The 12,492-nt window shown below is 61.7% G+C and carries 9 protein-coding genes; 4 read left to right on the top strand and 5 right to left on the bottom strand.

Going from position 1 to position 12,492, the window contains the following annotated elements:
• Positions 1 to 216: 216 nt before the first annotated feature.
• On the top strand, positions 217 to 1,905 hold the full coding sequence (locus WCA53_RS01220; protein ID WP_423904538.1) for an FAD-dependent monooxygenase: 1,689 nt from the start codon (positions 217 to 219) through the stop codon (positions 1,903 to 1,905).
• Positions 1,906 to 1,916: 11 nt separating this feature from the next.
• Here WCA53_RS01220 and WCA53_RS01215 read toward each other — a convergent pair whose 3' ends face one another.
• From WCA53_RS01215 to WCA53_RS01200, 4 genes are read right to left on the bottom strand one after another with little or no spacing between them, the layout of a single operon-like run.
• The gene (locus tag WCA53_RS01215; RefSeq protein WP_423904534.1) at positions 1,917 to 2,159 is read right to left on the bottom strand and encodes a formate dehydrogenase subunit delta; all 243 of its coding nucleotides are present in this window, start codon (positions 2,157 to 2,159) and stop codon (positions 1,917 to 1,919) included.
• Between the two features lies 1 nt (position 2,160).
• Positions 2,161 to 5,079 (bottom strand): formate dehydrogenase subunit alpha, encoded by a 2,919-nt coding sequence (gene fdhF / locus WCA53_RS01210; protein ID WP_423904532.1) that lies wholly within the window; start codon positions 5,077 to 5,079, stop codon positions 2,161 to 2,163.
• A gap of 16 nt (positions 5,080 to 5,095) precedes the next feature.
• Positions 5,096 to 6,652, bottom strand: a complete 1,557-nt coding sequence (locus WCA53_RS01205; RefSeq protein WP_423904529.1) for a formate dehydrogenase beta subunit — start codon at positions 6,650 to 6,652, stop codon at positions 5,096 to 5,098.
• Entirely contained in the window at positions 6,649 to 7,167 is a 519-nt protein-coding gene (locus WCA53_RS01200) for an NAD(P)H-dependent oxidoreductase subunit E (protein ID WP_423904527.1), read from the bottom strand. Before WCA53_RS01200 ends, WCA53_RS01205 begins: the two co-directional genes overlap by 4 nt.
• A 139-nt stretch (positions 7,168 to 7,306) precedes the next feature.
• On the opposite strand from WCA53_RS01200, the gene WCA53_RS01195 reads away from it, so the two are divergent.
• The 3 genes from WCA53_RS01195 to WCA53_RS01185 all read left to right on the top strand — a co-directional run bounded on the left by WCA53_RS01195 (position 7,307) and on the right by WCA53_RS01185 (position 10,439).
• Positions 7,307 to 8,395, top strand: coding sequence for a substrate-binding domain-containing protein (locus tag WCA53_RS01195; protein WP_423904525.1), 1,089 nt, complete (start codon positions 7,307 to 7,309; stop codon positions 8,393 to 8,395).
• Positions 8,396 to 8,560: 165 nt separating this feature from the next.
• Entirely contained in the window at positions 8,561 to 8,827 is a 267-nt protein-coding gene (locus WCA53_RS01190; RefSeq protein WP_423904522.1) for a hypothetical protein, read from the top strand.
• A gap of 532 nt (positions 8,828 to 9,359) precedes the next feature.
• On the top strand, positions 9,360 to 10,439 hold the full coding sequence (locus WCA53_RS01185; RefSeq protein WP_423904518.1) for a glycosyltransferase family 4 protein: 1,080 nt from the start codon (positions 9,360 to 9,362) through the stop codon (positions 10,437 to 10,439).
• Between the two features lie 36 nt (positions 10,440 to 10,475).
• Here WCA53_RS01185 and WCA53_RS01180 read toward each other — a convergent pair.
• Positions 10,476 to 12,492 (bottom strand): hypothetical protein (locus WCA53_RS01180; RefSeq protein WP_423904516.1); only part of this gene is annotated, 2,017 nt, incomplete at its 5' end.

Here is a 12,492-nt window from a genome sequence, read left to right as displayed (position 1 = left end):
CGATGTGTTCGTCGACGGCGTCGTGGCCGCCTTGCGCAACAATCACGCGATGAACCACGCCACATTGCAGGTCGAATTGGGCACGACGGACTGTCGCTGTGCGCTCTATGAGCGCACGCCCGCCGCGGCGCACGGACACGCGCACTGAAGTAATCGCAGAAAGGCGACCGGCGTACACTGATCCACTGTGGAAAGTGAAGTTTCAGGGAGAAGCGCATGGTCGCGCAGAAGCCGAATCAACACAAAACCGTCGATGTACCGCCGGTCCTGATTGTCGGTGCGGGTCCCACGGGACTCGCCGCTGCCATGAGCTTGTCGCGGGCCGGGGTTCCCGTGCGTCTCGTCGATAAAGCTGCCAAGCCCTCGCCCTGGTCGCGCGCCATCGGCATCCAGGCGCGCACGCTTGAACTGTTTGAGCAGCATCGGCTGGTTGAGCCGTTTTTGGCGCTCGGCCACCGGGGACGCATCGCCAATCTCTATTCGAACGGCCAACGTCTCCTTCGCCTGGACTTCGATCCTCTGCAAACGAGTTATCCCTATCTGCTTTTCCTCGATCAATCCATCACCGAACGCCTGATGACGGAGCACCTTTCCACGTTTGGCGTGAACGTCGAGCGTGGCGTCGAGTTGCTGACTTTCAGGCAAGGCTCAGCCGGCTTGCAGGCCATGGTGCGGCATCCGAACGGGCGCGAGGAATCCGTGCGGCCGTCGTACATCATCGGTGCGGATGGCGCGCATAGCACGGTGCGGCACGGACTCGACATCGGCTTCGCGGGCAAGACGTTCGAGCAGACGTTCGTGCTTGCCGATCTCCAGGTCGACACCGAATGGCCCGACGACGAGTTCCATATTTTTGCGTCCGGCGATGGTATTGCCACGCTGTTTCCGATGAACGACGGTCGGGCGCGCCTCATCGCAGATCGGCGCGCGTCTGCCGATCTCAAGGAAACCGAAGCCCCGACACTCGATGAATGTCGCGCGATCATCGAGCGGCGCATACATCATCGCGTGACGGTGGGTGATCTCGTATGGTCGTCTTACTTTCACTTGAATAATCGCATGGCTGACCGCCTGCGTTCGGGGCGAGTCTTTCTCGCGGGCGATGCCGCTCACGTCCACAGCCCCGCTGGCGCCCAGGGCATGAACACGGGCATTCAGGAAGCGTTCAACCTCGGCTGGAAAATCGCGCGGACGCTGGTCGGATTCGCGCCTGATCGCCTGCTCGACACGTATCACGCCGAGCGCCATCCCATTGAGCGCGACGTGTTGCGCCAATCCAGTTTCGTGACGCAGATGGTGAGCGCGGAACATGGGCCGATGAAGCTTATTCGCGAGCACGTGATGCCTGCCTTATCGGCGATCGGTCCGTTGCGCGATGCCGCCACACGCACGGTCAGCGAGTTGTCGATTCAGTATCGGCGGAGTCCGCTTACGCTTGAGCGCGTGCTGGATGGCGGTCCGCGCGCGGGCGAGCGTGCGCCGGACGCGTGGGTGCATGTTCTGGACGGGCCGCTTGGCCTCGCGCCGGGTGTGGGTTGTCTCTTCGATCTCCACGATCCCGCGTGTTTCTCGCTGTTCTTGCTGATGAAGCCGTTGGACGACGATGTCGCTTTGGCACCGGCGACGCTGAGCGTTGCAGATGCAACCCGCGATAAGGATCTGGATGAGCTGGTGTTATCGATTGAAGGCGTGTTGCCGAATGCCGTGCGCGTGTGGCGCATCACCGATAAGGATAGCGACGGCGCTCGCTCGCTGACCGATGCGTACGGGCGCACGCGGCCGTGTTTCTATCTGGTGCGCCCGGATGGATATATTGCGGCGAGAGGGCGTGCGCCGTCGGATTCGCACGCTTTGTTAAGGCATTGCGAGATGTGGTTTGGGTCGGTGCAGCCGCGCGGGGAATGAGTCTGAAAGCCTTACCCCACGCCCACCGGCATCAACGCCATCCGATGCTTCTCCAACGCCTCGACCACGATCGGCTTGATCGTCGCCGTGAGCGCCGGGTCTTCCAGTGCTTCCAGAAGCGGCACCCGCATCCTCGGCGCCCAAAACTTCCGGATATGATCCGCGATACCCGCCAGTGCTTCCTCGCGATCGGGCATCGAATCGAAAAATTCGCCGATCTGATTCGCCATCTCGATCAGGTTGTTCACATCCATCTCATTTCCCCGACGTACTGGCGGCAACGTCCAGATCGCGCAATTCGAGCAAGCCCAACTGCTGCGTGTTGAAGCGTGAATAGTCCTTCTGCCATTGCGACGGCTGTTCGACCGGCATCACCTGAACCGCCGTCACCTTGTACTCGGGACAATTCGTCGCCCAGTCCGAAGAATCTGTCGTGATCACATTCGCGCCGGATTCGGGAAAGTGGAAGGTCGTATACACCACGCCCGGCTGCATGCGCTCAGTCACTTTCGCGCGCAACACCGTCTGCCCGGCGCGCGATTCGATGCCCACCCAATCGTCCTCCTTGATCCCGCGATCTTCGGCATCGTGAGGATGAATCTCCAGCCGGTCTTCATCGTGCCAGCGCGAATTCTCGGTGCGCCGTGTCTGCGCGCCCACGTTGTACTGCGACAGGATCCGGCCCGTGGTAAGCAGCAACGGAAATTTCCGCGTGACCTTTTCCGGCGTCGCGATGAACTTCGTGATGACGAATCGACCTTTGCCGCGCACGAATTCATCGATATGCATGGTCGGCGTGCCGTCCGGCGCTTGCGCGTTGCAAGGCCACTGGATGCTGCCGAGTTCATCGAGACGCTGGTACGACACGCCGGCAAATGTCGGCGTGAGGCTCGCGATCTCGTCCATGATCTGCGACGGATGCGTGTAGCTCATTTCATAACCAAGCGCGCGGGCAAGCTTGATCGTCACTTCCCAATCGGCGAGCCCGGGCAGCGGCGGCATGACCTTGCGTACCCGCGAGATACGGCGTTCGGCATTGGTGAACGTGCCGTCCTTCTCCAGGAACGACGAACCCGGCAAGAAGACGTGCGCGTACTTGGCCGTCTCGTTGAGAAAGATATCCTGCACGACGATGCATTCCATTGCCGACAACGCCGCCGCCACGTGCTGCGTATTCGGATCGGACTGGACGATATCCTCACCCTGGCAATACAGCCCGAGGAAGCTGCCGTGAACGGCGGCATCGAACATATTGGGGATGCGCAGGCCCGGTTCCGATTGCAGTTTCACGTGCCACGCGTCTTCGAACAACGAACGCACGGCCGCGTCGCCGATGTGCCGGTAACCCGGCAATTCGTGCGGAAACGAACCCATGTCGCACGAACCCTGAACATTGTTTTGTCCGCGCAACGGATTCACGCCAACCCCTTCGCGGCCGACGTTGCCGGTTGCCATCGCGAGGTTCGCTATGCCCATGACCATGGTCGAACCTTGCGCGTGCTCCGTTACACCCAAGCCGTAGTAGATCGCGCCGTTGCCGGCGTTCGCGTAGATGCGCGCGGCTTCCCGGATGGCGTGCGCGGGCACGCCGGTGATCTCCTCCATTGCTTCGGGCGAGTTTTCTTCCATCGATACAAAGTCCCGCCATTGCTGGAACGCGCGCGGCTCGCAGCGCTCGGCCACGAAGTCTTCCTTCACCAGCCCTTCGGTCACGATCACGTGCGCGAGCGCGTTCACCACCGCGACGTTCGTCCCCGGCTTCAACTGCAAATGATGCGACGCCCTGACGTGCGGCGTGTTCACCAGGTCGATGCGGCGCGGATCGACCACGACCAACTGTGCGCCTTCACGTACACGGCGCTTCAACCGGGAGGCGAAAACGGGATGACCATCGGTTGGATTTGCGCCGATCACGATGATCACGTCAGCTTTGTCCACCGATGCAAACGTCTGCGTTCCCGCCGATTCGCCGAGCGTCGCTTTCAAGCCATAACCAGTCGGCGAGTGGCAAACCCGCGCACAGGTATCCACATTGTTGTTGCCGAAGGCCGCGCGCACGAGTTTCTGGACGAGGTAGGTTTCCTCGTTGGTACATCTCGACGACGTAATCCCGCCGATCGAATCGACGCCATGTTTCGCCTGGATCCGGCGGAATTCGCTTGCTGCGTAGGTGAGCGCTTCGTCCCAGCTCACTTCACGCCACGGATCGGTGATCTTCGCGCGGATCATCGGCTTGGTGATGCGGTCGTGGTGCGTGGCGTAACCCCATGCAAAGCGGCCTTTCACGCACGCATGACCCTCGTTGGCCTGGCCGTTCTTGTTCGGCACCATGCGCACGACTTCGCTGCCTTTCATCTCCGCTTTCAACGAGCAGCCAACGCCGCAATACGCGCACGTCGTCACGATCGAATGCTCGGGCTGGCCGAGCATGATCACGGTCTTTTCCTGCAACGTCGCCGTCGGGCAGGCCGCCACGCACGCGCCGCACGAAACGCATTCCGATTCCATGAACGGTTGGTTTTCACTCGCCGCCACGCGCGATTCAAAGCCGCGCCCGGCGATCGTCAGCGCGAACGTTCCTTGCGTTTCCTCGCACGCGCGCACGCAGCGATTACACACGATGCACTTCGACGCGTCATACGTGAAATACGGATTCGATTCGTCCTTCTTGTCCTTCAGGTGATTCGCGCCTTCATAGCCGTATCGGACCTCGCGCAAGCCCACGACGCCCGCCATGTCCTGCAACTCGCAATCGCCGTTGGCAGGGCAGGTGAGGCAATCGAGCGGGTGATCGGAGATGTACAACTCCATCACGTTCTTGCGCAGCGATTGCAGCTTGTTCGTCTGCGTGCGCACTTTCATACCGGCTTCCACGGGCGTCGTGCAGGACGCCGGATAACCTTTCTTGCCTTCAATTTCGACCAGGCACAGACGACACGAACCGAACGGTTCCAGCGAGTCCGTCGCGCAGAGCTTCGGCACGTTCACGCCCGCTTCGATCGCCGCGCGCATCACCGACGTTCCCGCGGGAACCGTCACTAATTGGCCGTCGATATCGAGCGTCACGTCGATATCCGCGTGACGCAGAGGCGTGCCGTAATCGGTGTCGTCGAAGGGATCGCGCAGTTTCGTCTTGCAGGCGCAATTGCCGGAACCACAGTCAGTATTTGACATGTTCTTTGACTCCTTCTTAAGCCGCTTTCTGCGGCGACTCTTTCGACAGACCGAAGTCTTCGGGAAAATGATCCAGCGCGGATAGCACCGGGTACGGCGTCATGCCGCCCATCGCGCAGAGCGAGCCGGAAACCATCGTGTCGCAGAGATCGCGGAGCAAGGTGATCTGTTTGGGCGAGGTATCGCCGGCGCGGATCTTCGCGATGACTTCCACGCCACGCGTCGAACCAATGCGGCATGGCGTGCACTTGCCACAGCTTTCGACGGCGCAGAAGTGCATTGCATACTGCGCGAGATCGGCGAGATTCGCTGTGTCGTCGTGAACCACAATGCCGCCGTGCCCGACCACGGCACCCACCGCCGCGTACGCTTCGTAATCGATCGGCAGGTCCCACTGGCTTTCCGGCAAATATGTCCCCAGCGGACCGCCGACCTGCACGGCGCGCGCCGCGCGGCCCGTTGCCGTGCCGCCGCCGTACTCATAGACGAGTTCGCGCAGCGTCACGCCGAACGCCAGTTCCACCAGGCCGCCTTGCTTTATGTTGCCCGCGAGCTGGAACGGCAAGGTTCCACGCGAACGGCCCATGCCGAAGTCGCGGTAAAACGCTGCGCCGCGCGCGAAAATCAACGGCACGGTCGCCAGCGTGATCACGTTGTTGATGACCGTCGGCTTCCCGAACAGGCCCACTAAAGCCGGCACCGGCGGCTTCGCGCGCACTATGCCGCGCTTGCCCTCCAGAGACTCCAGAAGCGCCGTCTCCTCGCCGCAAACGTACGAGCCGGCGCCTTTTGCTACATCGAGCTCGAACGCTTTATCGGTGCCGAGGACGCTTTTGCCTAGCCAACCGGCGTCACGCGCTTTTGCAAGCGCTTCGTTGAGCGTCGTTATCGCGTGCGGATATTCGCTGCGCACATAGATATATCCCTTTGTCGCACCCGTCACGATCCCCGCGATGATCATCCCTTCAATCAACATGTACGGATCGCTTTCCATGACCAGTCGATCGGAAAACGTGCCGGAATCGCCTTCGTCCGCGTTGCAGACGATGTATTTCTGGTCCGCCAATGCGGCGCGCACCGTACGCCATTTGATCCCCGCCGGGAAGGCAGCGCCGCCGCGTCCACGCAAGCCCGATTCGAGCAACGCTTCGCAGGCGGCTCCGCCCTCAGTTTCCAGCGCGTTACGCAGACCTTCGAGACCGCCGTGTTTCAAGTAATCGTCAATCGACAAGGGATCGGTCACGCCGATGCGCGCGAACGTCAGCCGTTGCTGCCTGGCGAGCCAGGGCAATTCATCGACCACGCCGATGCGCTTTTCCTGCGCTGCGCCTTGCAGAAAGCCCGCTTCGAAAAGCGCGTGGACATCCTCTTCGTCCACATTCGAATAGCCGATTCGCCCCTCCGCAGTCGCCACTTCCACCAACGGTTCGAGCCACAACATTCCGCGAGAGCCGTTGCGGACGATCTCGATATCGACTCCGCGTTTTTGTGCTTCAGCCGCAATCGCACGCGCGACGCGATCGGCGCCGAGCGCCAGCGCCGACGAGTCGCGAGGAACATAAATCCGTGTCATGCCAGATCCTCCGCGTTGGCCCGCGCCGCTTCGTAAAGCCGCTCGAACTTTTGCGGCGTGACGCGTGCGTGCAACTCGCCGTTGATCGTCATGGCCGGCGACAGCGCGCACTGGCCGAGGCAATACACGCTCTCGAGTTCGACGCTCGCTGCCCGACCCGAGTGACCCGCGTGACCCACATCAAACCGGCACCCCGTCTGCCCTTCGATATGCGCCGCCAGCGTTTCCGTTCCCATGCTGCGGCACGCTTCAGCGCGGCAAAGCTGGATGGTCACGCGGGCAGGAGGTTCGCTGCGGAAATGGTGGTAATACGTGATCACGCCGTGTACTTCCGCGCGCGACAGCGACATCGCCTGGGCGAGCGGGGCGATGACATCGGCGGGAATGTAGCCGGCTTCATCCTGGATTGCATGCAGCACGGCGAGCAGCGACGCGCCAGGATTGGCGTGGCGGCGCACGCGTTCATCCGCGGTTACGCCGTCCTGACAGAAATCTGCTTGAGGCTTGAGGGACATGTGGGGTCTCCATAGCTCGGAATATGTTTTATCTGCGCATATTCGGGTTTTATAATGTACCCAACAATCAATGCACCGAGCCTTTAGTTTGGACAATAGTCGGCTCGCCCGACGATAGCAATATGCAGCAGGAGTACATATGATCGAGGTGGCATGCCGGACGGATCTGGTCCTGACCGACAAAAACGGCCGCGAGGCCAGTCTCAGCGCGGCCGTGCCATTGCTGCTGCTCGTTTCGCAGACCGGTAGCATCGCGCAGGCCGCCGCCGCTAAGGGTTTGTCCTATCGGCACGCATGGGGTTTGTTGCGCGACATCGAGACGCATCTCGGCGGTGCGCTGATCAGGAAATCTCGCGGCCGGGGTTCCGTGCTGTCGGAGTTGGGCGAGGCGGTATTACGCGCGCAACGCGTATCGAGCGAGCGGCTTGACGGTCCCTTAAAAGCCGTGGCAAGTGAGGTGATGGCGGAACTGGGCCGGTATCTGCCGCACTCGCCGGCCCCCATGCGGATTCACGCGTCACACGGGTACGCAGTGGCGGCGCTGGCGCACGCGCTGACCGATATGGAGGTTCCCGTCGATTTGAAATATCGTGAAAGCGCCGAGGCGGTGAGGGCGCTGGCACGCGGGGAGTGCGAACTGGCGGGCTTTCACCTGCCCATCGTCAAGTTTCGTGCGAGCTGCGCGGAGATTTATCGGCCGTGGCTTGACGCGGGGCGTCATCGGTTGATCCACCTGACGCGACGCACGCAAGGTCTTTTCTTGCCAAAGGGGAACCCCAAAGGCATCCGCGGTTTGCTGGATCTTGCCCGTGCCGATGTGCGATTCGTCAATCGGCAGTCCGGGTCCGGGACGCGACTGCTGCTTGATCTTGCGCTGACCGAACTGGGCGTCAATCCCGCGACGATCAACGGCTATGCCACCACCGAACTCACCCACTCGGCGATTGCCGCGTTCGTCGCAAGTGGCATGGCCGATCTCGGGTTTGGTGTCCAGCCGGCGGCGCAACAGTTTGGCCTCGACTTTATCCCGGTCATCGAGGAGGACTACCTGTTCGCGTGCGAGCGCGACAAGCTCGCAGGCACGGGTTTGAGTTGCGTGCTGGAGACACTTCGCAGCGTCGCGTTCAGGGATCGCGTAGCGCATCTGGCAGGCTACGATCCGGCGCAGTGCGGCGAATTGCTGGAACTCGACGCGGCGCTCGACGGGTCCGCGGGCAACGAACGGTAATATGCGCCGCCGATCGAGCGGGCCACGAAATGCCGCGCGCCTCGAAGTACGTTAACCTTATGGGTCTGCCGGTGTTATCGGCGGCCCGCTTGGACGCCGTCCCGCCCCTGTGCGTGGCCTGCAGCCAAACGTTTAAACTGAAGTGCGTTTATTTAGAGTGCTGCCATGAAATTGCTACTGATTATTTCCGCCATGATCGCGTTTGTCGCCAGCGCCGTTGCGTTCGTGCCGGTCGCTTTCGCCCAGAATACGCCGGGGATCCCAGGCGGCATCCTGCAGGACCAGTTCAGGCTGCAAGAGCATCCGCAACTGCCATACGCGGCGTCGGCGCCCTCGGACAAGTACCAGAACAGTGTGTCGGCGAAGCGTAAACGCGGCGACATGGGCGATCCGGACGGCTGCAATTTGCAGTGCCCGAAGGACGGGGACTAAGCGTCTGTGACCTTTTGGGGCCAGCGGCTTCGCAACGAAGCCGTCTGGCAACGGAAGTCGTACCTTCCATATATTCAGTAATTTCGACGCATTCCGCGCGTCGCGATCTTCCTTCTTACCGCATTTGGGATCCGTATTCGCACGCGACGGAGTGCTTTGTCGCGCATACGTTTGTTACCTCTCACTAGCGACCGAAAAATACTACTTGATGGCGGTGTTCGAGGGACTTGGTCGGGTATCTTAGCGTTGCGTGTACGAATGCGTCATACGTAGGGACGGGATTCGTACGGAAGTTGAGGCAAAGGAAGGGACGATGGCGAGCATCCGGATGAAAGCGCGGCACAGGCAAGCACCCGGGACGCTGGCCAGGCCGAACTAATAAGAGACTAGAGCGCACAGACCAAGCAGGACATAGATAGCGTCCGGCGAGCGACGCGACCGCGAGACACGGCCGCGAGACCTGGGCGAGAACACATGGCCGAGAGATATGGCCGAGAGACACGCTCTGGAACGCGCAAGGGACGACGAGCACATGCGAATTCTTCAGGTCATTCTTGCCCCACGTCTGTCGGGCGCCGAAGTATTGGCGAAGGGCGTGGCGATCGGGCATCAGCAAGGCGGCCACAATGTCTGCATTACCTCGCTGATGCCGGAACAGGAAGACTTCGAGCACATCAGCGCCGAATTGCGCACGCACGGTGTCTTGTGCCTCTTCCCGCGCCGTATCCTTGGCAAACTTGGTCGGTTGCTGTTCCTTCATCGCGCGATTCGCCAGTTCAAGCCCGACATCATTTTTGCGCACGCCACAATTCCGGCGCTGTATGTTCGCGCGTTGCCCACCCGCGTACCGATCGTCTGGGTCATGCATTCGGGCGCGAACGACTTCGCCAATAACGCGCTGCTCTACGCGGAGCGCCTGCTTTCAGGGCGAGCGAAAGCGGTGATCGGCGTATCGCAGAAGAATATCGATGAATACGTGAAGGAAGTCGGTTCGCATCCGTCGATGATCGTCGTGCCGAACGGCGTCGATCTGTCGCGTTTTGCGCAGGTAGGGGAAGCTTCGCCGTCGACGGGATTCCGGCAGATCGTGCAGATCGGGCGCTATATCCCCGAGAAAAACCAGTTGCAAACGGTCCACGCTTTCGCCCAAGTGGCGGCAGTCGAACCCGATGTCCGATTGCTGCTATGCGGCGTCATTGAAAACCTGGACTATCACGCGACGATCGTGAAGCACGTCGAGGATCTGGGACTCAAGGATCGCGTGGTGATCGTCGGGCCGCAGTCGAACGTCGCGGAAATCTTGCGCAACTCGCATGCATTCGCCATGCCGTCCAGCTTTGAGGCGCACAGCATCGGCTTCCTGGAGGCGCTTGCCTCGGGCATTCCCGTCGTGGGTAATGCCATTCCTTCGTTCGCGTTCGCCGCCGATTTCCCGGGCGTGGATCTGCTCGACACCAGCGATACCGACGCTTACAGTTCCGCGCTCCGTGCGTCGCTCTCGCAACCGCGCGCCACGCGGCCGCTGGCTGGATTGACCTTGCAAAGTACCGCTGACCGCTATCTGGCAATCGCCCGCGACGTCCTCAACCCGACGAGGGTGCGGCTGGGTTGAGCGACGAGCTGCGTGGCCGCGTTGTCGCATCGATACCTACTGCGACAAATTTCTTAGCCAAAGCGTTTCCGAGAACTGCCCTGGCAATTCGCTCCAGATTCGCGCCGGGCCGAGTTTCAGCGCCGAATCGAAATCAAAGCCGATCAGCATCGGCGCACCCGCAGTGAAATAGAAACCGTCGAGCTTCGCGTTCGCGCGCTTGAAAAGCACGAGCGTGTGCTGATGTTCGTGACTCACTATGGCCGGCATGGCATCGGCGAAAGACGATTCACTCAGCGTTCCCGCGTGCATCGGCTGAGCGCCGGTCGTGCCGCCCTTGATGGTCCAGACGTCAACGTCGGGACCGTCGCCGTGCGGCTGAAGCAGGACGAGATCGTCGGCGCCGTTTCCTTCGATGTCACCCGCGGCGACCTTGGTCATCGTGGCGGAAAATTGCTTGTACACGTTGCCGTGGAGCGTGCCGGAAAACGCGCTGCCCGAGCTGCTGAGCTGAGTGACGGCCATCGAATCGCCGACGTTTTCCATCGCGACCAGCCCCGCGCGCCGCGAGCCGGCTGTGCGCATCGGCAGGAACCGCGCGCCCGAGCCAATGCCGTCGGCCTTCATCCACAAAGCGGGCGCGTGGCCATGCGTCACCACCCACAAGTCGAGGCCGGTATCGGTGCGTTTGTTCGCGATCATCACGTCCGCGTGGCCCTCGCCGGTGAAATCGCCCGCCACGTATTGCTGGGCGTTTGCGGGCGTTAACGCCACGCTGGTTTGAGCCCACAAGCGCGGCGCTTCGAAGCGCACGCCATTGCTGCGCATGAGCCAGAAGGCCGTGCCGCCTTTACCAGCTAGGGGTGAAATCACCATCAGGTCGTCGCGGCCATTGCCCTCGAAGTCGCCGAGCAGGAAACGCACGCTGTCGAAGCACAGCGTGTCGCCGGAGCAGGTTGGCGCGGTCGCTTTGGGGTTGAACGGTACCGCGTTCAGGTACCACGACTGCGCCGTATCGAGTCGCGACATGTCCGCAACCCATACGTTGAAACCCGGTCCGTCCTTGCGACGTTGCACATAGACAGCGCTTGGGCGCCCATCGCCCGTTGCGCCTCGAACGTTTCCGAACATTGCGCCTTCCTCGCGCACGTCGGTCCATTGCGATTTCGATGAAGGCGCCCAGCGGGATTCCGCAGTCGGCGACGAACAACTTCCCTCCAGCAACGCGCCATTGTGGCCGGCCAGACAATGTCCGAGCGGCGTATACACGATGCCGAAATCCCAAGGCGTCCATTTCTGCGCGGCATCGGCGGGATTGCACGGTTCTTCGATCAAGCCGCCGCTGCGCTCCGCGACGCATTGCCGCGTGGCGCCGTCGACGAGTTGCGCCGTATGGTTCGTGCCCGGCGTTCCGGCCACCTGATGCCATTGCCAGGCTTGGCCGTTGGGTCGTGTCTGATCGCAGGCGGTGAGCCGGGGCGCGACACCCGGTCCCGCCGATGTCAGGCATTGACTCGAATATTCGTTGACCAGTTGCATTGGATGCGGCTGGAAGTCCGGACCCGGATCGCTCGCGTGCGCACGCGTCCAGTATCGACGCGCGACCCAATTGCCATCCCACTGATATTCACCGAAGACGTGGCCGCCGTTATCATCGCCGTCGATCGCGAAGTACGACGCCACGTCGTCGCGTTTCTTTTGGGTGTCGGCGGCGTCCAGGTTCTTCGGCAGACCGCCGGTCGGATAGGTAACGTGATAGCCGATCGGGATATCACGCCCGAGTTGCTGAGCGGCCACCCGCGTGATGCGCGCGGCGTAGATGTGATCGGGATGCTCGAGAAACGGTACGGTGTCCGGATTGAGCGTGTAGATCTGCGACGCCTCGGCGAGGATCACCTTCAGCGTGGCCGACAGCGAGGCCCGATCGTATTGCACGCGCACGGAACCGTCGGCGTTCATCGGATAGGTGGAGGGCGTGGCGTGCTGTTCCCACAGGAGGCCGAGCGGTTCGCGGCCGCCGCGCACGGCGCCGCCGGGCAGGCGGAATTCGAGCAGACGGACTTGCGGCTTCGCT

Source organism: Caballeronia sp. (assembly GCF_049581465.1).
Classification (GTDB): domain Bacteria; phylum Pseudomonadota; class Gammaproteobacteria; order Burkholderiales; family Burkholderiaceae; genus Caballeronia.
This window is presented reverse-complemented; position numbering and strand designations above follow the sequence as displayed.

Bases quoted from the DNA above. Each gene is read 5' to 3' on its own strand.
- WCA53_RS01220 (WP_423904538.1), top strand. From the start codon at position 217: ATGGTCGCGCAGAAGCCGAATCAACACAAAACCGTCGATGTACCGCCG.
- WCA53_RS01215 (WP_423904534.1), bottom strand. From the start codon at position 2,159: ATGGATGTGAACAACCTGATCGAGATGGCGAATCAGATCGGCGAATTT.
- fdhF (WP_423904532.1), bottom strand. From the start codon at position 5,079: ATGTCAAATACTGACTGTGGTTCCGGCAATTGCGCCTGCAAGACGAAA.
- WCA53_RS01205 (WP_423904529.1), bottom strand. From the start codon at position 6,652: ATGACACGGATTTATGTTCCTCGCGACTCGTCGGCGCTGGCGCTCGGC.
- WCA53_RS01200 (WP_423904527.1), bottom strand. From the start codon at position 7,167: ATGTCCCTCAAGCCTCAAGCAGATTTCTGTCAGGACGGCGTAACCGCG.
- WCA53_RS01195 (WP_423904525.1), top strand. From the start codon at position 7,307: ATGATCGAGGTGGCATGCCGGACGGATCTGGTCCTGACCGACAAAAAC.
- WCA53_RS01190 (WP_423904522.1), top strand. From the start codon at position 8,561: ATGAAATTGCTACTGATTATTTCCGCCATGATCGCGTTTGTCGCCAGC.
- WCA53_RS01185 (WP_423904518.1), top strand. From the start codon at position 9,360: ATGCGAATTCTTCAGGTCATTCTTGCCCCACGTCTGTCGGGCGCCGAA.